The organism is Cupriavidus sp. GW822-FHT02D05, from assembly GCF_058802485.1.
The window spans coordinates 34015-56244 of sequence record NZ_JBXAOE010000012.1 but is presented as its reverse complement, the minus strand read 5'-3'; the positions used below and the strand labels follow the sequence as shown (position 1 = coordinate 56244).

20 protein-coding genes are annotated in these 22230 nt (G+C 66.1%); 18 read left to right on the top strand and 2 right to left on the bottom strand.

Annotated features, from left to right (window positions below; all coding sequences use genetic code 11):
• The first annotated feature begins 130 nt into the window (after positions 1 to 130).
• A complete protein-coding gene (locus tag AC1RQK_RS17365) occupies positions 131 to 1033 on the top strand; it encodes a LysR family transcriptional regulator (RefSeq protein ID WP_492810072.1) in 903 nt (300 codons plus the stop codon).
• A gap of 438 nt (positions 1034 to 1471) precedes the next feature.
• Here the strand turns inward: AC1RQK_RS17365 and AC1RQK_RS17360 are convergent, their stop codons facing one another.
• Positions 1472 to 2380, bottom strand: a complete 909-nt coding sequence (locus AC1RQK_RS17360) for a LysR family transcriptional regulator (RefSeq protein WP_492810070.1) — start codon at positions 2378 to 2380, stop codon at positions 1472 to 1474.
• Between the two features lie 174 nt (positions 2381 to 2554).
• Between AC1RQK_RS17360 and AC1RQK_RS17355 the strand changes: the two genes are divergently transcribed.
• From AC1RQK_RS17355 to AC1RQK_RS17345, 3 genes are all read left to right on the top strand, one after another.
• Complete coding sequence (locus tag AC1RQK_RS17355; RefSeq protein ID WP_492810068.1) at positions 2555 to 3544, top strand: SLAC1 anion channel family protein; 990 nt, start codon at positions 2555 to 2557, stop codon at positions 3542 to 3544.
• Between the two features lie 13 nt (positions 3545 to 3557).
• Positions 3558 to 4151 (top strand): G/U mismatch-specific DNA glycosylase, encoded by a 594-nt coding sequence (gene mug, locus AC1RQK_RS17350; RefSeq protein WP_492810066.1) that lies wholly within the window; start codon positions 3558 to 3560, stop codon positions 4149 to 4151.
• Positions 4152 to 4391: 240 nt separating this feature from the next.
• Entirely contained in the window at positions 4392 to 5813 is a 1422-nt protein-coding gene (locus tag AC1RQK_RS17345; protein WP_492810064.1) for a carotenoid oxygenase family protein, read from the top strand.
• Between the two features lie 66 nt (positions 5814 to 5879).
• Here AC1RQK_RS17345 and AC1RQK_RS17340 read toward each other — a convergent pair whose 3' ends face one another.
• Complete coding sequence (locus AC1RQK_RS17340; RefSeq protein ID WP_477132673.1) at positions 5880 to 6578, bottom strand: TetR/AcrR family transcriptional regulator; 699 nt, start codon at positions 6576 to 6578, stop codon at positions 5880 to 5882.
• Between the two features lie 431 nt (positions 6579 to 7009).
• On the opposite strand from AC1RQK_RS17340, the gene AC1RQK_RS17335 reads away from it, so the two are divergent.
• The 14 genes from AC1RQK_RS17335 to AC1RQK_RS17270 all read left to right on the top strand — a co-directional run bounded on the left by AC1RQK_RS17335 (position 7010) and on the right by AC1RQK_RS17270 (position 22189).
• Positions 7010 to 8269, top strand: coding sequence for an MFS transporter (locus AC1RQK_RS17335; RefSeq protein ID WP_492810062.1), 1260 nt, complete (start codon positions 7010 to 7012; stop codon positions 8267 to 8269).
• A 53-nt stretch (positions 8270 to 8322) separates the two neighbouring features.
• Positions 8323 to 9171: a dihydroorotate dehydrogenase electron transfer subunit gene (locus AC1RQK_RS17330; protein WP_492810060.1), complete on the top strand. Its 849-nt coding sequence runs from the start codon at positions 8323 to 8325 to the stop codon at positions 9169 to 9171.
• Positions 9164 to 10114 (top strand): dihydroorotate dehydrogenase, encoded by a 951-nt coding sequence (locus tag AC1RQK_RS17325; RefSeq protein WP_492810058.1) that lies wholly within the window; start codon positions 9164 to 9166, stop codon positions 10112 to 10114. The genes AC1RQK_RS17330 and AC1RQK_RS17325 overlap by 8 nt, the downstream gene beginning before the upstream one ends.
• A gap of 73 nt (positions 10115 to 10187) precedes the next feature.
• The gene (locus AC1RQK_RS17320; RefSeq protein ID WP_492810056.1) at positions 10188 to 11441 is read left to right on the top strand and encodes a Zn-dependent hydrolase; all 1254 of its coding nucleotides are present in this window, start codon (positions 10188 to 10190) and stop codon (positions 11439 to 11441) included.
• A gap of 80 nt (positions 11442 to 11521) precedes the next feature.
• Positions 11522 to 12235 (top strand): orotate phosphoribosyltransferase, encoded by a 714-nt coding sequence (locus AC1RQK_RS17315; RefSeq protein ID WP_492810054.1) that lies wholly within the window; start codon positions 11522 to 11524, stop codon positions 12233 to 12235.
• 263 nt (positions 12236 to 12498) lie between these two features.
• Complete coding sequence (locus AC1RQK_RS17310) at positions 12499 to 14532, top strand: sigma-54-dependent Fis family transcriptional regulator (protein ID WP_492810052.1); 2034 nt, start codon at positions 12499 to 12501, stop codon at positions 14530 to 14532.
• Positions 14533 to 14876: 344 nt separating this feature from the next.
• Positions 14877 to 15950 carry a 2,3-butanediol dehydrogenase gene (locus tag AC1RQK_RS17305; protein WP_416050472.1) on the top strand — a complete coding sequence of 358 codons (1074 nt, stop codon included), beginning with the start codon at positions 14877 to 14879 and terminating at the stop codon, positions 15948 to 15950.
• Positions 15951 to 16134: 184 nt separating this feature from the next.
• Positions 16135 to 17283, top strand: coding sequence for a hypothetical protein (locus AC1RQK_RS17300; RefSeq protein ID WP_492810050.1), 1149 nt, complete (start codon positions 16135 to 16137; stop codon positions 17281 to 17283).
• A gap of 308 nt (positions 17284 to 17591) precedes the next feature.
• Positions 17592 to 18620, top strand: coding sequence for a thiamine pyrophosphate-dependent dehydrogenase E1 component subunit alpha (locus AC1RQK_RS17295; protein WP_492810048.1), 1029 nt, complete (start codon positions 17592 to 17594; stop codon positions 18618 to 18620).
• Positions 18621 to 18633: 13 nt separating this feature from the next.
• Positions 18634 to 19707, top strand: coding sequence for an alpha-ketoacid dehydrogenase subunit beta (locus AC1RQK_RS17290; RefSeq protein WP_492810046.1), 1074 nt, complete (start codon positions 18634 to 18636; stop codon positions 19705 to 19707).
• Positions 19704 to 19955 (top strand): lipoyl domain-containing protein, encoded by a 252-nt coding sequence (locus AC1RQK_RS17285; RefSeq protein ID WP_276264419.1) that lies wholly within the window; start codon positions 19704 to 19706, stop codon positions 19953 to 19955. Before AC1RQK_RS17290 ends, AC1RQK_RS17285 begins: the two co-directional genes overlap by 4 nt.
• Entirely contained in the window at positions 19952 to 20689 is a 738-nt protein-coding gene (locus tag AC1RQK_RS17280; RefSeq protein ID WP_492373723.1) for a 2-oxo acid dehydrogenase subunit E2, read from the top strand. Before AC1RQK_RS17285 ends, AC1RQK_RS17280 begins: the two co-directional genes overlap by 4 nt.
• Entirely contained in the window at positions 20686 to 21468 is a 783-nt protein-coding gene (locus AC1RQK_RS17275) for a lipoyl protein ligase domain-containing protein (protein WP_492810043.1), read from the top strand. Before AC1RQK_RS17280 ends, AC1RQK_RS17275 begins: the two co-directional genes overlap by 4 nt.
• Positions 21469 to 21604: 136 nt before the next feature.
• Positions 21605 to 22189: a gluconate 2-dehydrogenase subunit 3 family protein gene (locus AC1RQK_RS17270; RefSeq protein ID WP_492810041.1), complete on the top strand. Its 585-nt coding sequence runs from the start codon at positions 21605 to 21607 to the stop codon at positions 22187 to 22189.
• Positions 22190 to 22230: the final 41 nt, after the last annotated feature.

Genomic DNA, 22230 nt, shown 5'->3' with positions numbered 1-22230 from the left:
TTCAAGGGGGACGGAACGCTGTGGTCTCGCGCCAAATCTAGCAATCACGACCCAACGAGAAAAGCGAAAAATAACGAAGGTATAATTTCGCTTTTTGGAAACATTCACAGCGACTGCCGGCCGCCACCCCATGACTCTCAAGCAACTGGAAGCGTTTTACTGGGCCGCCACCTGCGTCAACTTCTCCGTGGCTGCGGAGCGGGTGCACCTGTCGGTGTCGTCACTGTCCAAGCGGGTGGCCGAGTTCGAAGCATCGCTGGGCGTGCAGTTATTCGACCGGAGCGGCAGGCGCGCAGAGTTGACCGCGCAGGGAGAGCAGATGCTGCCGCAAATTCGTGAACTGCTGCGCGCTGCCGCAGAGCTGGAGCAATCGGCCGGGCAGCGCCACGGGCTGATGGGACGTTGCCGCGTCGGGCTGGGCGAGCTGAGCGGCCTGACATGGCTGCCGAAGCTGGTGCGCGAAGTATCGACCCGCCATCCTGGTCTGCTGCTGGAGCCTTATGTCGATATCGGCCAGGTGCTCGAGCAGCGTCTGCACGATGGCGAACTGGACTTGGCGGTGCTGGCTGGCCCCTCCACGCGCAGCAGCCTTGCGGCCGAGCGGATCAGTCAGGTAGATTTCGCGTGGGTGGCCAGTCAGTCGTTTCTTGATGAGGCCGGCACAGAAGATCCTCAGACATTGATTTGCGAGCATGTGCTGCTGACCTTGCCGGTGGGCGCGGGCGGTACGCGGGTCCTCGATCAATGGCTGGCGTGCCGGGGGCTGATGGTGAACCGGCGGCTCATGTGCAATAGCTGGGGCGCGGTCGCCGGCATGGTCGCTGAAGGGCTTGGCTTTGCGTTCATGCCCGAGCAATGGGCCCAGGCGCTTGCGGCGCGCGGCGTGTTGAAGATCCTGCCGGGCAGCGATGCGCTGGAGCCGCTGCACTATGCCGTGCAATGGCGTCGCGATGACGCCCGCGTGGTGATCACCGCCATGCGTGACATTATCAAGGTCGTAATTGATTTCCAAGCGCCACGTTGTCTGGTCTAGGCGCCTTAGATCGTCGTTTGTTATGGAGATCCGGTCGGCCAAGGTACCCTGACGCCCCAGTTCAGCCGTGTTGAGATGGTGGGTGGCATAGCCGAAACTGTTAAGGGTTGTCCGATGCCTGCCCTTGCGCGCAGGCCTTCGAGCCTGCTGCGGAACTGGCGGGCAGGCGTCGGACAAACCTCAAGGAAGGAAACCGCGGATAGAGCGATGCTGCCTGAGCGAGCTACGCCCGCTATCGGGAATCGAATGGGCCTAGTTCGGCCGGATACGGCAGTGAACCCGGGCGGCCGCAAGGAAGCCGTAGCGAGGCGGCTCAATGAGCCGTCCCCGAAAGACACCAAACTTCAATACACCGGATGAACGATTCCATCAATCCGTTGCTTTGACCGGTTGAACCCACAACCGACTTGCGACGCTCGCACCCTCGGCCTGCAAACGTCAGACTTCGACCTCCACCACCCGAGCCTTCAAGCGCGGCGCGGCGAAATCAAGGAAAGCGCGCAGCTTCAGCGGCAGGATGCCCTGTCCGGTGTGAACAAGGCTGATGGGCCACGGCGCCGGCTCGAACGGTGCGAGCACGATCTTGAGCGCGCCGGCGAGCAACGCGCTCGCCATCTGATAAGACACCACGCGCGTGATCCCGACGCCGGCCACTGCCGCATCGACCGCGGCTTCGGCAGTGCTGACGGCAAGCCGCGAACGGACGGGCACCGCGATCTCCGACTTGCCCGACATGAAGGTCCAAACCTGCCGGGATGTCATCCGTTCGAACGTGATGCATGCATGCGCGGTGAGCTCAAGGGGGCTCGTCGGCATGCCGTGTTCGGCGAAGTAGGCCGGGCTTGCGCACACCACCCGGCGCACCGTGCCAATCCGTGCCGCGACGAAACTGCTGTCGGGCAGTTCGGCAACCCGCAATGCGACATCGACGTGCTCTTCAAGAAGCGGCACCACGCGGTCGGTCAGCACCATCCGCACATCGATGTCCGGATAAGTCTTGAGGAAATCCGCGACCACGGGCAAAACGTGCAGGCGTCCGAAGACCAGGGGTGCGGTGATGACGATCTCGCCTTTGGGCGCCGCATACTCCCCCGAAGCTGCACGCTCCGCCTCCCCCACTTCCTCGAGAATGCGCCGGCATGCGGCAACATATGCTTGCCCGGCTTCGGTGAGGGAAAGCTGTCGGGTGGAGCGATGCAGGAGTCGCGTATTCAGGTGCGACTCCAGGTCTGCGACCTTGCGGCTCACCGTTGCGAGCGGCATCTTGAGTTGGCGCGCCGCAGCAGAAAAACTGCCTGCTTCGACCACGGCCACCAGGATCGACATGGATTCGAAGCGATCGGCCATGTTCTCAGTTTTTGGGAGGATGATTCTCAATAATGGCAGATTATCTTTATGCGTGGAAGCGCATAGTATCGGCCACACCTCCCCGACAAACGAGGCGGCGAACGATTTGAGGCTGCTCGATTGGCTGCTCTGGGCCGCCACGTCTCAGGTCCCCAAGAATCTGGAGAATGTGCTGTGTCAACGCTTTCGAGTCCCCATCCGCAGTCCTTGCGGACAACCGCTTCGATCAGAAATTTGCCCGTCAACCTGTTTGCGTCGGTCATGGGCATTGCCGGACTGTCCATTGCGTGGCGCCAGGCCAGCCACGAGTTCGGGGTGAGTCCGCTGATCTCCGATGCAGCCGGCATCCTCGCCCTGGTGGTGTTCGTCGTGCTGGGCGCGGGCTATCTCGTCAAGGCGCTCAAACATCCTGAGGCGGTCGTCGCCGAGTACCGGCATCCCGTCGCCGGCAATTTCTTCGGCACGATCACGATCGCCATCCTGCTGCTTTCCTCGGTCGTTGCGCCACTGAGCCAGACGCTTGCCGAAGTCATGTGGACGGTGGGTACCATTTTCACGCTTGCGCTCTGCTTCGCGATTGCGGGCCGGCTGCTGCGGGGAAAGATCGACGCTGCGCACGCCGTTCCCGCCTGGTTCATCCCGGGTGTGGCCACATTGGATATCGCCGTTGCCGGCGGGACCATGCCAATGCCGTGGGCGCATGAAGTCAACTTGTTCGCGCTGGCCGTGGGAACGATGATTGCCCTCTTGTTCTTTACGATGATCATGTCGCGCATGATTCACCACGAGCCGCTGCCCGCCAGCATGGTCCCTTCCCTGCTGATCCTGATGGCGCCGTTCGAAGTGGGCTTTCTTGCCTACACCAACTTTACGCAGCAGGTCGACACCTTCTCCGGGTTGCTGTTCTACTTCGGTCTCTTTGTATTCCTCACGCTCGCACCCAAGGTGTTTCGCAGGGGAATGCCGTTCGCTTCGGGTTGGTGGGCAATCAGCTTTCCAATGGCAGCGCTGGCGATTGCGTCGCTGAAATACGCGATGTTCGTCCAGGCCTGGCCCGTGAAGGCGATTGCCATCATCCTGCTCGCCATGCTGACCCTCGCGATTGGGGTTCTCTTTGTCAAAACGCTGCACATCCTCCTGAACGGTAAGCTGCTCGGCGGTTGAAACGGCAACCGACATGACCGAAGTTCAGGACCCGCGCATATTCTCCGACCCGACAGGCGGTGCGCCGTCGCCACCGCCACCGCCACCGCTACCGGACGTGATATCGGAAGGTTTGGCAGTCGTTTTTTGTGGCATCAATCCCGGCATGAGAGCGGCGGCAAGCGGCCACCACTTTGAAGGCCATGGCAACCGCTTTTGGCGAGTCTTGCATCTGGCGGGTTTCACGCCAGTGCTGATACGCCCCGAAAACGACCGGGACCTGCTCGCCCATCGATGCGGATTGACAACGGCCGTTGCCCGGCCTACCGCGCGGGCCGATCAGCTTTCACCGCATGAATTTCATGCATCGACATCGGCGTTGCTGAAGAAAATCGAACTTCACCGCCCCACCTGTATCGCCTTCCTGGGGAAGGCCGCATACGCAGCCATTTCAGGTCAGCGGCAGGTCTTATGGGGACGCCAGAACGCGATGTTGGGTGGGTCGACTGTGTGGATCCTTCCAAATCCGAGCGGGTTGAACCGCTCGTTCAGCCTCGATGACCTCGTTGGGGCTTATAGCGCGTTGTACCTTGCGCATGCCTCGCCGAAAGCCTTGTTTGCGCGATAGACCGCAAAACACAGGACAGCGGAAAACCTCGGGGTCGCGGTGGCCGTCTCGCCCCCTTGCTCCCCACCACGCGGCCGCCGCGTGCCGCCAACTGCCGTCCCCCTCCACTCGCGTAAAACCTCCTTGCAGCGTCATGGTTCGCCTGCTAGAGTCCACAACTGATCACTGCATAGTTAAAAAAGGATCGATCGCGCCGCCTGGCAGGCGCGACGCAAAACCAACAGATCGGAGACAGCACCCATGGCCATCGCCTTCCCCACCAATGAGCCCTATTTGTCCGGCTACTTCGCGCCGCTGCACGCCGAGTGCGACGCGCCCAACCTGCCGGTCACCGGCGAAGTGCCCGCCGGGCTGCGCGGCACCTATTACCGCAACGGGCCGAATCCGCAGTTCGCGCCGCGCGGCAAATATCATTGGTTCTCGGGCGATGGCATGCTGCACGCGTTTCATTTCGAGAAGGGCCGCGTGTCCTACCGCAACCGCTGGATCCGCACACCGAAATGGGTCATGGAAAACGAGAACGGCGAAGGCTTGTCGGGCTCGCTGGCAAGCCGGCACCTGACGGACCCCAGGCTGCTTGAGCTGAACTCCACCGTGGCCAATACCAACGTGGTCTGGCATGGCGCCCGCCTGCTGGCGCTGGAAGAAGCGCATATGCCATTCGAAGTGGACCCGGTATCACTGGCGCCGCGCGGCTACCAGACCTTCGATGAGAAATTTTCCGGGCCCATGACCGCGCACCCCAAGATCGACCCGGTCAACGGCGAAATGGTCTTCTTCGGCTATGGGGCCCGCGGCCCGTTCACACCGGACCTGATGCTGCATGTGGCAGACAGCCAGGGCAAGCTGCTGCGCTCCGTGCATATCGTCGCGCCGTTCCCGAGCATGGTCCATGACTTCATGGTGACGCGCACCCACATCCTGTTTCCCATCTTCCCGCTGACGGGGTCGATGGAGCGCGCCACCAACGCCCAGCCGGCCTATGCGTGGGAACCGGACAAAGGCACGCACATCGGCATCCTGCCGCGCGACGGCACCGCGGCGGACGTGCGCTGGTTCACCGGCGATCCGTGCTACGTCTTCCATCCGATGAACGCCTTCGACGCGCCGCACGGCGGCATCGTCTGCGACATGATGAAGTACGACGTTCCGCCGCTGTTCCCCGGGCCGGACGGACGCCCACTCTCCAACGGCGCACCCGTGGCCAGCCTGGTGCGCTGGACCTTCGACCTGGCGGGGAAATCCGGCGCGTATCGCGAGCAGCCGCTATGCGATACGCCGGGCGAGTTTCCGCGCCTGGACGAGCGCTTTGCCATGCTGCCCTACCGGCACGGCTATTACTGCAGCGGCGATATCTCCGCCTCCACCAAAGGCGACAGCCTGCGCAGCGGCCTGGCGCATATCGACTTGGCCACCGGGCAGGTCGCGCAGTACCAGCCGCCGGCCGGCGACAAATGCGGCGAACCCGTGTTTGTCCCGCGCCATGCGGATGCCGACGAGGGCGACGGCTGGCTGCTGTCCGTGATCTGGCGCGCCGCGGAGAACCGCAGCGATATGGCCATCTTCAACGCGCAGGCGCTGGCGCAGGGGCCGGTGGCGCTGGTGCACCTGTCGCATCGCGTGCCCGCCGGCTTCCATGGCAACTGGCGTCCCGCCGACTGAGGCGGATGCATGCTGCGATGCACGCAGCGCAAGGTGCTGGTGGACTGACCGGGCAAGGCCCCCGGCCTAGCGCGGCGTTGCCGATCCCCGCAACGCCGCCAGGCAGAACTGCACGACAACATCGGCCATCTGCTCGGCCGTGGGCTTGTGCGTGGAGGCCACAGGCAGGCGGCGGCGGTCGATGGTCAGCGTGGCCAGGCCGTGGGTGGCGGCCCACACGGAGAAAGCCAGTTGTTCCTCGCTGAGCTCGCCGACGCCTGGCGCCTGCAGTACGGGCCCGATGGCGCTGCGCAGCACCTGGAACGAGGCAGCGCCCGCCTCCGCCAGCTCCGGATACTGCTCCCGGTCCGCGATCTCCGGCCCGAACATCAGGTGAAACCGCGCGGGATGCGCCTGGGCGAACGCCACGTAGGCGAGCATGATCGCCCGCAGCCGCCCTGCCGCATCGGCAGGGTCGATGTTCTCCACGCTCTGTCGGCGATACGCCACCAGGTCGCGAAACGCCTGGGCCGCGATGGCGGCCAGCAGCCCGTTCCTGTCCTTGAAGTGATAGGCCGGCGCGCCCGGCGAGACCCCGGCCAACTTGGCTGCCGTGCGCATGCTCATGCCCGCGATCCCCTCGGTATCGAGCAGATGGGTGCCCCACGCGATCAGCGAAGCGCGCAGGTCGCCATGGTGCCATTGCCCTTCCGGCTTGGTGGTTCCACCTTGGGACTGGCCCTGCTTTACCGGGGCGTCGCCGCGTGCTGTTGCTGGTTTTTTCATGGAAGCGGAGTTTATCAAATGCCTGCACCGCGGCATGAATGCCCATGGTTTTCTCAATAATTAGACAATTGTGCCGCCACGGCTGCTGCGGACCAGCGCGAGGTGCCCACGGGCCGCAATCCTGCGTGCCGCCAGGCCCCTAAAAATCCCTTGCAAACGCGATTTCTCACGTGTAATCTAAAAAATAAGACAGATGCCGAATGGCAAAGGCTATTTGCAGCGTAGTGCCTGCAGCCCGATCCATCCGGTTATTTTTTCTCCATGTAGTCTACAAATTGAGACAGATTTTGGCTTGCCTGCGGTGTCCCGCAACCCGGGCCAGCCGGCAGCAGCGCTAACCCGCGCAACAAGTGAACCAGAAGGCGCTACCCGTCGACGACACAGCCCGCCGGCCGGCGCACATGCTCAACAAAGGCACAGAGGAACGCCCCATGGAAGCCAACGCTCGCGCATCGGTCCCCACGTCCGACGCCCCGCCCCTACGAACCGACCGGGCCTCGCCCTACGCCTGGAAGGCGCTGGCCGGCTCGGCCATCGGTTACGCGATGGATGGGTTCGACCTGCTCATCCTCGGTTTCATGCTGCCCGCCATCAGCGTGGCCTTGAGCCTGAGCACCGGACAGTCCGGTGCCCTGGTGACGTGGACGCTGATCGGCGCGGTTGCCGGCGGCATCCTCTTCGGCGCGCTGAGCGATCGTTACGGGCGCGTGCGCGTGCTCACCTGGACCATTGTGCTGTTTGCGGTCTTCACCGGCCTGTGTGCGTTCGCACAGGGCTTCTGGGATTTGCTGGCCTACCGCACCATCGCCGGCATCGGCCTGGGTGGCGAGTTCGGCATCGGCATGGCGCTGGCCGCGGAAGCCTGGCCCGCCAGCAAGCGCGCGCGGGTGTCGTCGTACGTGGCGCTGGGCTGGCAGAGCGGCGTGCTGCTGGCGTCCTTGCTGACGCCGCTGCTGCTGCCGCATATCGGCTGGCGCGGCATGTTCCTGCTGGGCGTGGTGCCGGCGCTGGTGGCCTGGTTCGTGCGCAACCGGCTGCATGAGCCGGAAGTGTTCGTGCGCCATGCCGAGGCCCAGGACAAGAACAAGCCGAGCGCGTTCAAGCTGCTGGTGGCCGATGGCCGCACCACGCGAACCAGCCTCGGCATCGTGATCCTGTGCTCGGTCCAGAACTTTGGCTACTACGGCATCATGATCTGGCTGCCGACCTATTTGTCCAAAGCCCTGGGCTTCTCGCTGACCAAGTCCGCCATGTGGACCTCGGTCACCATCGTGGGGATGATGGTCGGCGTCTACGTGTTTGGCCAGCTGGCCGACCGCATCGGGCGCAAGCCCAGCTTCCTGATCTTCCAGGCTGGCGCGGTGGCGATGGTGATCGCGTATGCGCAGATGTCCGACCCCGTCACCATGCTCTGGGCCGGCGCGGTCATGGGCCTGTTCGTCAACGGCATGATCGGCGGCTACGGCGCGCTGATCTCGGAAGCCTATCCCACCGCGGCGCGCGCCACCGCGCAAAACGTCCTGTTCAACATCGGGCGTGGCGTGGGCGGCTTCGGGCCCATCGTGGTCGGGGCCCTTGCCGCAGCCTATTCCTTCCAGGTGGCCATTGCCCTCCTGGCCAGCATCTACGTGCTGGACATGATCGCCACGATCTTCCTCATCCCCGAGCTCAAGGGCGTCGAGCTGGAATAAGCGGCGCGCATTGCATCGCCCCGTACCGCATTAGTCAGGACTCAGGAGTCATCATGCCTGCAACCTTGTGCAGCCCGGACAGCACCGCCACGGTAGCGTCCTATCGCTGCCGCGTGGTCGAACATTCGTGGGTCAACCAGCGCTACAAGCACATCCGCCTCGAAGCGGATGCGCCCATTGCCAGGATCACGAAGCCCGGGCAGTTCTACCAGCTGCGCTGCCCTACCACCGACACGGAACAGCCGTTCCTGCTGCGCCCCATGAGCGTCTATGGCGCGGGGCCGGAAGCCGGCCGCATCGAGTTCCTCTACAACGTGACCGGCGTGGGCACGCGCGCCATGGCCAGCCTGCCGGTGGATGGCCACATGGAGATCGTCGGCCCGCTCGGCAACACCTTCACCTTCAGGCCGGATTTCAAGCGGATCCTGGTGGTGGCGCGCGGCGTGGGCCTGGCCACCATGGCGCCGCTGATCCAGCAGGCAGCCGAAGCTGGCGCCGCCATCACCGCGGTGATGTCGGCCCGCACCCGCGACGACCTGATGGAGCACGAATTCCTGCGCGGAGCCAACGCCCAAGTGCATAGCGTGTTCGATGCCGATGGCTCCTCGTCGGTGGAGGCCACGGAGGTACTCATGCGCGGCCTGATCGGGCAGCAGCGCCCGGATGCGGTCTACACCTGCGGCTCGCACCGCCTGCTGATGCTGCTGCAGCGCGTGCTGGCCGGCCATCCCGAGGTGGTGGGCGAAGTCGCCATGGAGCAGCGCATGGCCTGCGGCATGGGCGTGTGCCTGTCCTGCGTGCGGCTGTTCGATTGCGATGGCGACAAGCAATTCCTGCGGGTCTGCCGGGAAGGCCCGGTGTTTTCCATTCGTGAAGTGGTCGGGGAGGTGGAGTTTGGCTGATCTCACCGTTCGGGTTGGCGACTTGACGCTGCGCAACCCGGTCATGCCCGCCTCCGGCTGCTTCGCCATCGAGTACCGCGAAGCGCTGGACCTCAACCAGCTTGGCGCGCTGGTGATCAAGAGCGTCTCCCCCAGCTCCCGGGCCGGCAACCCCACGCCACGGGTAGCCGAGGCCTATGGCGGCATGCTGAACGCCATCGGCATCCCGAGCAAGGGGCTCGACTATTACCGCGAATGCGTGCTGCCGCCTTACACGCGCTACAACACGCCGGTGGTGGTGTCGATCTCCGCCGATACCGCGCAGGCGTTCGCCCTGGCGTGCGAGCAGATGTCCTTGCCCGAGGTTGCCGCCATCGAGGCCAATATCTCGTGCCCCAACCTGGAAGCCGACGGCATGGCCTTCGCCATGCTGCCCGAGACCACCTACAAGGCGGTCTGCGCCATCCGCCGGCGCACGCGCCACCCCGTCTGGGTCAAGCTCACGCCCAACGCCAGCCACATCGCGGCCGTGGCCCGGGCGGCGGAAGACGCCGGCGCCGACGCCATCGTCATGGGCAACACGGTGCTGGGCATGGCCATCGACGTGCGTACCCGCAAGCCCAAGCTGGGCAATGTCATGGGCGGCCTGTCCGGCCCGGCCATCAAGCCGATTGCCCTGCGGCTGGTGCACCAGTGCCATCGCGCCGTGCGCATCCCCATCATCGGCTGCGGCGGCATCCAGAACGCCGAGGATGCCGTCGAGTTCATGCTCGCCGGCGCCGCCGCCGTCCAGGTCGGCACGGCGTCCTTCCGGGACCCCGGCGTCATGCAAAAGATCATCGACGGGCTGCAGGACTATTGCCAGGAAACCGGCACCGGGGCGCTGCGCGACCTGGTGGGCCAGGTCCGGCTCGACCCGCACTTAAGCGACCGCTGGCTGCGCTTCGCGCAGCAATCCGGCTGAGCGCCATCCGCAAAAGACCGCTCGCGCCGGCGCATGCCGCCGGCGCGTCACTGCAACGATCAACAAACGTGCCATGGAAATTCTGGAACTCAAGCCGGTCGCCGAACAGCTCTTCAAGGACATACGCGAGCTGTCGTCCGATGGCGTTGGCGTGACCCGCGACAGCTACGGCGCGGGCGAGACCGCGGCGGCGGCCTACCTGCGGGACTTCGCGCTGCGCCACGGCCTGCAAGCGCAGGCCGACCGCGCCGCCAATCTCGTCTTCCGCCTGCCGCAAGCCGACGCGGGCGCGCCCGCTACGTGGGTCGGCTCCCACCTGGACTCCGTCCCGCAAGGCGGCAACTTCGACGGGCTGGCGGGAATCGTCGCTGGCCTGCTCTGCCAGCTCCGGCAAAAGCAGTCCGGCCGGCACTCGCGCGTGCCGCTGCAGGTAGTGGGCTTCCGGGGCGAGGAAAGTGCCTGGTTCGGCAAGGCGTACATGGGTTCGGGCGCGCTGCTGGGCAAGCTCAGCGCCGACGACCTGGCGCTGGCGCACCGTCATTCCGGCGAGTCGCTGGCGGCCTGCATGACAGCCGCCGGCGCCGATGTCGAGGCGATCCGCGCGCAGGCGCCGCTGCTCGACAAAGCCAAGATCCATGCCTACCTGGAACTGCATATCGAGCAAGGCCCGGTGATGGTCGCGCGCGGCTTGCCGGTGGCGGTGGTGCCCGGCATCCGCGGCAATGTGCGGCACAACCGGATCCAGTGCATCGGCGAGGCAGGCCACTCCGGCGCGGTGCCACGGTGGCTGCGCAAGGACGCCATGTTTGCCGTGGCCGACCTGATCACGCGGCTGGACGAGCACTGGCGTGTGCTGCTGGAGCGCGGCATCGACCTGGTCGTCACCACCGGCATGGTCAGCACCAGCCCGGAGGCGCATTCGATCTCCCGCATCCCCGGCATGGTGAATTTCAGCTTCGAGGCGCGCAGCAAGAGCGTGGAAACGCTGGAAGGCTTCTATCAACTGCTGCGCACGGAATGCAAGGCCATCTCGCGCGACCGCGGCGTGCGGTTCGAGATCGACCGCCGCATCGAATCGGCCCCGGCCACCATGGACGGCAGGGTCTGCGAACTGCTCACGCAGGCATGCCGGCAACGTGACCTCCCGGTTGAGCAGGTGCCGAGCGGCGCCGGGCACGATGCATCGCTGTTCGCCAACGCCGGCATCCCCACCGGTATGCTCTTCGTGCGCAACGAGCACGGCTCGCACAACCCGCACGAGGCCATGGACATCGATGATTTCCTGCTTGGCGTGCAGGTGCTGGACGACACCATCGCGAGCCTCTGAGCCGCGGCCAAGCACAAACACTGAAGCACTGAAGCACAAAAGCACAAAAGCACAAAAGCACTGGAGCATTGGAGCCCTGCATGTCTCAACTACGCCCTCAACCCGACCTGTCCTTGTCGGTAGGCCAGGCCCTGCTGGATGCCGGCTGCGTGAAATTCCGCACGGACGAGCCGTTCCGGCTGCCCTCCGGCTGGGCCAGCCCGGTCTATATCGACTGCCGCCGGCTGATCTCGTTTCCGGCACTGCGCAAGGCGCTGATCCAGCGCGGCTTGACGCTGCTGCGGGAACGCAACCGGATCGACGGCATCGATGCCGTGGTCGGCGCCGAATCGAGCGGCATCGCATTTGGCGCCTGGATGGCCGAAGCCCTGGCCCTCCCGCTGCTCTATGTGCGCAAGGAAGCCAAGGGACTGGGGCCCGCCTCGCAGATCGAGGGGGCCGTCAACGCCGGCGACCGCGTGCTGCTGGTGGACGACATGATGGCCGCGGCGCGCTCCAAGCGGATCTTCTGCGAGGCGCTGGCAGCCGCCGGCGCCGTGGTGACGGACATCTTCGTGGTGCTCGACTACGGCACGTTCCCCACCGAGCGCATCCTCGCCCCCTGGCAGGCCAAGATCCATTCCCTCGCGAACTGGCAGGACATCCTGCAAGCCGCGCGTGACAGCGGCGACGTGGACAGCCGCGGCATTGACGAACTGCAGCATTTTCTGGCCGACCCGGCCCGATGGTCGCGGGACCACGGCGGCATCGGGGCGGGCGAGACGGCAACGACGACATTGCCCTGCAAGGCGTAACGCGCAAGCGGGATCTGGTTGCCGGATTCGTCGGCGCCAAGGAAGGCGCTGGGAGAGATTCGGGTCCCGCCTTGCGCAAGGTACGAATCGCGTCTGGCGCGCCTCCCGTGCTGCACTGCAATGTGAGCGCCGGTTCGGGATGTGCTAAAAAGACGCGGCACGCTGACCGGTGCCGCGAGATAGTGGCATACAACGCAGCCACGGCGACCTATCGAACGCTGACGCACCTTGCCATTGGAGTGACGCATGTTGAGGAAGCTGGCATGACGCAATCATATGCACTGCAACACGCACGACGCGTTTCATCCGTGGTCGACAATGCGTCATTCCATGAAGCGGCGGCGCAGGCGCGCCTGTTTCGCTCCTGGACCCGCTCGCTCAATACCTTTCAGCTGGATCCGGGAAATACGTCCGGCCCGCGCGTCATCAGTGCGACGGAGCTGAAAGACAGGCGCAATCGCGCCGAGGCCCTGCTGCGCTTCTCGAGCCCGGTGGTGGAGCGCTTGCACGGCGTCGTCGGCAAGGCGGGCTATTGCGTGCTGGTGGCCGACGCCGACGGCGCCCTGATCGATTTTCGTGGGCAGGAAGACCGCCGCAAGGAATATCGGCAGCACGGCCTGTATCACGGCCGCTATTTCACGGAGGACGCCGAGGGAACCAGCGGGGTGGCCTGCGTGCTGGCCGACAAGGAACCCATCACCGTCCACACCGAGGATCACTTCAGGGCAGCGTTCACCTGCCTGACCTGTACCGCCGCACCCATTATCTCGCCAGCCGGCGAACTCACCGGCGTGCTGGACGTATCGGCCGTGCGAAACAGTGAAAACCGGGATTCGCAGGAACTGATCTACGCCTGGGTATGCCAGGCGGCGGAGATGATCGAGAACGCTTACCTGCTCCACGATACCGGCCACCTGTGGACCCTGTACCTGCACCGCAGCCAGGACTACCTGAGCCTGCACCCCGAACTGCTGATTGCGTTCGACGATGCCGGAAACATCGCATCGATGAACCGGCAGACAAGGAGCATGCTGAGCACGCTATACACCGCGATTCCGGCGAACGTCCAGCATCTGTTCGATCTCAATGCCGGACAGGTCATCGACCTGAACAGCGGCCTGGAGATGTTCCCGTTGCGCCTGACCCGTGGCGGGGACCGCTTTTTCGCTAGACTTCGCCCGCCACGCCAAGCCTTGCGCACGCTATCGCTGTCGCCGGGACACCCGGCCACCGGCCACGCCGAGCCCGCGGCCCGTGCCATCGCCAGCGATCGTCTGGTCACCGGCGACCCACAGGTCTCGTCGCATCTCGCCCGCGCGCTCCAGATCATCGACCGGCGTATTCCCGTGCTGCTGCAAGGCGAGACGGGAACAGGCAAGGAGGCGTTCGCGCTCGCCGTGCATCGTGGTTCGCTGCGCGCGTCGCAGCCGTTTGTCGCCGTCAACTGTGCGGCCATCCCGGATACGCTGATCGAAAGCGAGCTGTTCGGCTACGCGGAAGGCGCGTTCACCGGCGCAAAGCGCAAGGGGCTCAAGGGAAAGATACTCCAGGCGCACGCAGGCACTTTGTTCCTGGACGAGATCGGCGACATGGCTTTGCCGCTGCAGACCAGGCTGCTCCGCGTGCTGGCTGAGAACGAGCTGGTGCCGCTGGGTTCCGAGCAATCGGTGCGGGTCGATATCAACCTGATCTGCGCCACCCACAGGGACCTTGCGCGCATGGTCTCCGAAGGCACCTTCCGGGAAGACCTCTACTATCGCCTGACTGGCGCCGTGTTCCGGCTGCCTCCCCTGCGCGATCGCACCGACCTTGGCGAGCTCGTCGACTTCTTCCTGGCGGATGAAGCCCAGGCGCACGGCACCCGGTCCGCGCTGTCCGAGGAGGCAATGGCATGCATCCGCCGCTATCGCTGGCCCGGCAACGTACGGCAGCTGCGCATGGCATTACGGTACGCATGCGCGCTGGCCGCGGCCCAAGGCGTCATTGTTGCCGAAGATCTTCCCGACTATCTGCGCTGCCCGGCCGATGCCGCACCAGCGGCGCCGCAGCCCGCGAGCCCGCCAGTCACCGCGCAGGCATCCGATAGTGCCGGCCTGCGCCCCGGCGAGCTTCTCGAACGGGAGCACATCGCGCAGATGCTCGCCTGCCACCACTGGCGCGTCAAGGAAACCGCCAAGGCACTGGGCATGAGCCGCGCGACCATCTACCGCAAGATGGCCAGATACGGCATTGTCTACCCGGGTTCGGCGTCCTTGCCGGCGTCGGTGCCCTGGTCTCCGGCGGACGAGGCGGACTGAGGCACGGTGTCTCACCGGATCGAGCCGGGCCGTCTCACGCGGGCCGCGCCGTAGCTTGCCGGGCCCTCGCCGGCGTCGTGCTGTATCGCAGCAATAACCCCGCGCGGCCCACGCTTCACCCTGCCTGCGCCTGCGCCCTGCCCACGCTGCGCCGCAGCGCGCGCAGCACCTTCGGCATCCGCCCTCGTCCGCCGTCCTCTCTGGCATGGTTCATGCGATTTCCTTCCTGCACGAAGGCCACGCCACACACTGATCCGCGGCACCCGCATGGTCCTTCGTCGATTCCCCACAACTACGATGGAGACACAACCGTGAGCAACGAAGGTTCGGTGCATCAGCCCAGCATGAAGGCCGCCGTATGGCGGGGTCGCCACGATGTCCGCGTCGAGGAGGTACGCGTCCCGGACAAGCCCGCCGAAGGATGGGTAAAGATCCGCGTGCATTGGTGCGGCATCTGCGGGTCGGACCTGCATGAATATGTCGCGGGCCCGGTCTTTATCCCGGTGGACCATCCCCACCCGCTCACCGGACTGAAGGGGCAGTGCATTCTGGGCCACGAGTTCAGTGGCGAGATCGCGGAACTGGGCGCAGGCGTGACCGGTTTCAAGGTCGGCGAACGCGTCACCGCGGATGCCTGCCAGCATTGCGGAAAATGCTATTACTGCACCCATGGCCTGTACAACATCTGCGAGAGTCTCGCATTCACCGGCCTGATGAACAACGGCGCATTCGCGGAATACGTCAACGTGCCGGCGGAGCTGCTCTACAAGCTGCCGGAGAACTTCCCCACCGAGGCGGGGGCACTGATCGAACCGCTGGCGGTAGGGCTGCATGCCGTGAAGAAAGCCGGCAACATCGTCGGCCAGACGGTTGTGGTGGTCGGCGCCGGCACCATCGGCCTGTGCACGATCATGTGCGCGAAGGCGGCGGGCGCAGGCCGCATCATCGCGCTCGAAATGTCGTCGGCGCGCAAGAAGAAGGCGCTGGAGGTTGGCGCCAACGTCGTCATCGATCCCAAGGAATGCGACGCGATCGCGGAGGTCAAGGCGCTGACCGGCGGCTATGGCGCGGATGTGTCCTTCGAGTGCATCGGCAACAAGGCCACGGCGAAGCTTGCCATCGACGTGATCCGCAAGGCCGGGAAATGCGTGATGGTGGGCATCTTCGAAGAGCCCAGCGCGTTCAATTTCTTCGAGATCGTATCGACGGAAAAGGAAATCATCGGATCGCTCGCCTATAACGGCGAATTCGCCGACGTGATCCGCTTTATCGCCGATGGCCGCATCGACGTGCAGCCGCTCATCACCGGGCGGATCTCCCTCGCCGACATTGTGTCGCACGGCTTCGAAGAACTCGTCAACAACAAGGATGGCAACGTCAAGATCATCGTCCAGCCGGTTGCCAGCCTGGCGGCCTGAGCGCCGGACAGCTTGACGACTTAACGGCTTGACGGCTTGACGGCCGCTCATTCCAACGCGCCGCGTTGACCAACGCGGCCACCCTCCCATCCCACCGGCATGCGGGCCTCACGCGATGCAGCGTCGCGCAGCGGCCAGCGCGCGCCTCGCGTGCCGGGCCTTCATCGTACTGGACATGCCGGTCATGGAACCCCTCAGCCCCCATATCGAAGCTCAAGACACACCAGCGCTCGCGCCTGCCGGATTAGCGCTGCGGCCATTGGCATTCTCCGTGGCCGTCTTCCTGATCGTGCACGGCATCAGCCTTGGCGTATGGCGCCTGTTCGCCGACCCTGCCCAGGCCGTCTGGAAATACGCCCCCCAGCCATTTGGCATGTACCTCTTCTGGGGCATCCTGGTGCTGGTCTTCATCGGCTTCAACTTCGGCATGGCGGGATTCTCAGCGCTGAAGCAGCCCGTGCGCGGCTGCGCCGCCACGGTCGTGACGCTGGCGCTCTCCTTCGCCGTGCCCGCCGCGCTGGTCCATGGCTACGGCGCACTGGATCCGGCATTCAGCGCCATCAACGGCGCCGGCTACGGCGCGGCCGGCCTGATCGTGCTGATCGGCTTCTACGGCTTCGGCATACTGGCGACAGGCATGGCCGGATGGCCATGGTCCGACAGCGGCCTGAGCCCCGCGGCTAACGGCCTTGCTCAAATCGCCGCCGGCTGTTGCCTCACGGGCCTGGGCTATTTCCTGCTTATCTATCCCAGCGTGTCGGCCACCACCGCGCCGCATGCGACCCTGCTGCCGTTGCCGGTGGCGATCGGCTGGTTCTATTCCGTCATCGTGGCGTGGCTGACGACATTCCTGATCTTCGACAACTGGCCGTGGAACAGGCTGGCCCGGAAAAGCCATATGGCGCTCGCCGCGCTGACCGGCAACTTCTTGCTGGGCACTGCGCTCTATGCCGTGCATCTGGCGTTGCTCAGATGGGTCCTCATCCCGCCCGGCGCCGTTGAAAAAATCGGCGCGATGCTTCCAAGCTGGCCCGCGCAGCTAGGCGTATGGATTGCCTTCTGGCTGATCTTCTGGGCCAACGTTGCCGGCAACTGGCCGACCCGGTTCGGTGTCGGCACGAACCGGGCCATACGCGCGGCATCCTGCTGGGGCCTTGGACTGATCTCCTTTTTTGCCTATACGCGATGGTTTGCCGGCGCCGTGCTGCATGAAGCGGAGATCGTCCCCGGCTTTGGCGGCGATCCGCTTACCTGGGTCGACCTGCTCAACTACGTCATGCTGATCTACGCCGTCTATTTCGAGTTCTACGGTCTTTCGAAGAAGAACGGCTGATCTGCCTGCCGCAAGGCTTGGCCGGCACTCCGCCCCCCTCGCGCGCCTTGCCTGCGGAAAAGCCGCCTCCGACGGCGACAGATGTCCCGCCCGATGCGACATCTGTCTCGCCGCCCGGCGCGACAGATGCCTGCCGCGGGCCTGGCGCCAGGCCGGCCCTCCCCACGCGTATCCGGCCTGCGGCAAGGCCTGGCGGGAAGCCGCGGGCCGGGCGCGGGGCTTCCCGCCCGCGCTGGCACCACTCTTGCAATTCAGGCTGGTCCGGCACCGCAGCCGGCCGCTGAAACGAAAGCAAGAGGAGACCCCGAATGGAACCCACCCCAAGCCATCTTCTGTGGATGTACGAGAAGATGATCGAGATCCGGCAATACGAAGAGACCATGGCCAAGGTCTACCTCGAAGGCAAGCTGCCGCCGAAGATCCAGAAAGGCCTGGCCTTCGACATCGGCGCCGGCCCGGTGCCCGGCGAGATGCATCTCGCAGCCGGGCAGGAGCCGGTGGCGGTGGGCGTATGCGCGCACTTGCGGCCGGAGGACACCGTGGTCGGCGCGCACCGCTCGCACCACTTCGCCATCGCCAAGGGCGTGCCGCTCGATGCCATGACCGCCGAGATGTTCGGCAAGGCCACCGGGCTCGGGCGCGGCAAGGGCGGCCATATGCACCTGTTCCATCCCGAAACCAAGTTCTCCTGCAGCGGCATCGTCGGCGCGAGTTCGCCGCAGGCCTGCGGCGCCGCGCTGGCGGCGCGCAAGCTGGGCAAGGACTGGGTAGCCGTGTCCTTCTTCGGCGAAGGCGCGGCCAACCAGGGCTCGTTCCATGAATCGCTCAACCTGGCCGCGCTGTGGAAGCTGCCGGTGGTGTTCGTCTGCGAGGACAACAAGTACGGCATCTCGGTGGAGAAGTCCGCCTCCACCTCGGTACCTTCCAATGACGTGCGCGCCGCCGGCTATGGCATGCCGGGCGTGCTGGTGGATCACAACGACGCCGTCGCGGTGTACCGCGCTGCCGGCGAGGCCGTGGCACGGGCGCGGCGCGGCGAAGGCCCCACGCTGATCGAAGTCAAGACCGACCGCTATCTCGGCCACTTCCAGGGCGACCCGGAAACCTATCGCCCGCGCGACGAAGCCAAGACCCTGCGCAGCGCCGATCCGATCCACGCCCTGGGCGCCACGCTGCGCGCCAGCGGCCTGCTAGACGACGGCGCCGAGGCCGCCTTGCGCCAGACCATCTCGGCCCGCATCGAGGCCGCTTATGAGTTTGGCCGCAACAGCCCCTACCCCGCGCCCGCAGAAGCGCTGCAACACGTCTTCGTCCAGCAAGACCTCGCACCAGCATAAACAGGAGACCCGCATGCAAACCGCACAAAGCGCGCCCCAGGGCACGCGCACGCTCACCATGGCCCAGGCCATCGCCGAAGCCATCGGCCAGGAAATGGAGCGCGACTCGCGCGTCTTCGTGATGGGCGAGGATATCGGCAAGTACGGCGGCATCTTCAGCGCCACCACCGGCCTGCTGGACCGCTTCGGGCCCGATCGCATCATGGATACGCCGATCTCGGAAACCGCCTTCATGGGCGCGGCCATCGGCGCCGCCGCGCAAGGGCTGCGCCCGATCGCGGAACTGATGTTCGTGGATTTCTTCGGGGTGTGCTTCGACCAGATCTACAACCATCTCGCCAAGAACACCTATATGTCCGGCGGGCGCGTGGGCCTGCCGGCGGTGGTGATGACCGGCATCGGCGGGGGCTACAACGATGCCGCCCAGCATTCGCAATGCCTGTACGCCAGCTTTGCCCACATGCCGGGCATGAAGGTGGTGGTGCCGTCCAACGCCTACGACGCCAAGGGCCTGATGATCCAGGCCATCCGCGACGACAACCCGGTGGTGTTCTGCTACCACAAGGGCATCATGGGCTTGTCGTGGATGTCCTACTTCGAGGGCAGCACCAATGCCGTCCCCGAGGAGGCCTACGCCATTCCCTTCGGCCAGGCGCGGGTGGCGCGCAGCGGCCGCGACGCGACCATCGTCACGCTCTCGCAGATGGTGCAGAAATCGCTGCTGGCCGCCGAGCAACTGGCGGCCGAGGGCATCGACGTGGAAGTGATCGACCTGCGCACCATCGTCCCGCTCGACCGCGAGACGGTACTGCGCTCGGTCGCCAAGACCGGCCGCCTGCTGGTGGCGGACGAGGATTACCTGAGCTTCGGCCTGTCCGGCGAGATCGCCGCGATCGTGGCGGAGAACCTCGATAGCGTGGCGCTGCGCGCGCCGGTGCGGCGCCTGGCCGTGCCCGACGTGCCCATCCCCTTCTCGCGCCCGCTCGAGCAATACGTGATTCCGCAGGTCGACACCATTGCCGCGCAGGTGCGCGCCCTGGTGCAGGACCGTCCTCTTTCCTATCAATTGAAGCGAGAAGCAGCATGACCGACGTAACGATGGCCGACACCGTCTGGCAGGACGTGGAAGACGGCACCGAAGCCCTGTTGCAGGAGTGGCTGGTCAAGCCCGGCGACGCGGTCAGCGCGGGCCAGCCGCTGGGCGTGGCCGAGCTGGTCAAGACCACGCATGAGATCGTCGCGCCCGCCGACGGCATCGTCGCCGCGCTGGCAGTGGCGGCGCAGGACACCTTCGGGCGCGGCGCCGTGCTCGCCCGGCTGGAGCCGAGATCATGAGTCACAGCCTTGCTTGCGTCCTGAGCGGCCCGCCGGCTACGGCGGCGGCCAGCGCCGCCGAGCGCGTCACGGTGCCGCTGACGGGCATGCGTGGCGCCATCGCGCGCAATATGAGCGCGGGCTGGGCCGTGCCGCGCGTGGCGCACTCGGTCGAGGTGGACGTGACCCTGCTGGAACTGGCGCGCCACACCATGCAGCAGAACCTGGGGCCCGAATGCAAGATCACGCTCACAGCCTTCGTGCTGCGCGCCGTGGCGCTGACCCTGCGCCAGCACCCGCGCCTGAACGCGCGCGTGCTGGAAAAGGAGATCGAGCTGATGCCGAACATCAACCTCGGCCTCGCGGTCAGCCTTGACGAAGGCCTGATGGTGCCGGTGCTGCGCGACGTGGACACCAGGTCGGTGGCGCAGATCGCTGCCGAGAGCCGCGCCCTGGCCGCCGGCGCGCGCGCCGGCACGCTGCCGGCCGGCGCCTACCAGCGCGGCACCTTCACCGTGACCAACCTGGGCTCGACCGGCATCGACAGCTTCACCCCCATCCTCAATGTGCCGCAGGCCGCCATCCTCGGCGTGACGCGGGTGGCCAAGCGGGCCGTGGTCAAGGACGACTGGATCGCGGTGGCGCCAATGATGGGCCTGCACCTGGTCTTCGACCACCGCGCGGTGGACGGCTATCCGGCAGCGCGCTTCCTGACCGACCTCAAGACGCGGCTGGAAACCGTGGAAGGCCTATGATGCTCGCCCCCGCCTTCCTCGCCAGCGGCGCGAGCTGCGCCGAAGAGCAAGCCTGGAACCGGGCCCGCCTGGCGGAGCCGGTGCTGCGCCCGGCCGTGCGCCTGTGGACCTACGCCGCGCCGGGCATCGTGCTGGGCTGCGCGCAGGCGTCCCTGCGCGAGCGCCTGGCAGGCTGCACCACCCCGTTTGCGCAGCGGGATTCGGGCGGCGGCGCCGTGCTGACCGGCCCGTGGATGCTGTCGGCCTCGATCGTGCTGCCGGCGGGCCACGCCCTGGTCGGCACCGGTACGGTGTCGAGCTACCGCTGGCTGGGCGTGCTGCACGCCGGGCTGCTGCGGGACCTCGGCATCGCGGCCTATGCGGTGCCGCCGGAGGAAGCGCGGCTGGCCCCGCCGGCGGATGCGCTGAAGTGGGCCTGCTTCGGCGGGCTCTCGCCCTGGGAAGTCGTGGTGGGCCAGCGCAAGATCGTCGGCCTGGCACAGGTGCGACGGCGTACCGGCGTGCTGCTGACCTCGGGCACTCTGATTGCGCCGCCCGAATGGCCGCTGCTGTGCGGCGCGCTCGGCGGCGATCCCGCCGATACCGACCGCCTGCGCGCCTGCACCACGTCCTGTGCAGAGCAACTGGGCGCGCCGCTCATGGCCACGGTGCTGGCCGAACGGCTGCACCACATGCTGATCGACGTGCTTGGCGAGCGCGCCGAACCCGGCCAACCCCGCCCCAGGGCGCGCCCGGCACCGGCCTGCGGCGCGCTGCGCGCCGTGCCCAGCCCGTGCTGAACGGGGCGCCGCCCCGACAAGCCGCGACAAAGCAGCGGGAGGCGGCGGCGACCGGCGACAAGCAATGCCATGCACCGAGCCGGGGGGGCGGACAACGCCCGCACCGCGCTCCCACAAAAAACTGGAGACAAAACCAATGAAATCCCCACAGCCTGCCGGCCTTGGCGCCGGCACCACCATGCGTACCCTGCCCAAGCAGCCCACCGTTTCACGCCGGGGCTTCCTGCGCGGCGGCGGCCTTGCCGCCATCGGCGTGGCGGTGGTACCGGCGGCGCTGGCCCAGCCGCCGCGCGAAGCCATGACGGCCTCCTTGCGCGCGCTCGGCCCGGCCACCGCGCGCACGCTGGTGGCCATGTCACGCGATATCTTTCCCCACGACAAACTGTCCGACCGCTACTACGTCGACGCCATCGTCCCGCTGGAGAAGTCCGCCGCCGGCAACAAGGCAACGCGCACTCTGCTGCAGCAGGGCGTTGCCGCGCTGGATGCCTCGGCGCGCGAGCGCTTCGGCCGCCCTTATGGCGAAATCGCCAAGGAGACCGATCGCGTGGCACTGCTGCAGGCCATCGAGGCCACGCCCTTCTTCGAGAAAGTGCGCGGCGAACTGGTCACGGGCCTCTACAACAACAAAGCGGTCTGGCCCCTCCTGGGCTACGAGGGTTCGTCCTGGGAGAAAGGCGGCTACCTGCACCGCGGCTTCGACGATATCGACTGGCTCTGAGCCGCCGGCACCGGCATTCCCCCGACAAGAGGCCGCCCGGG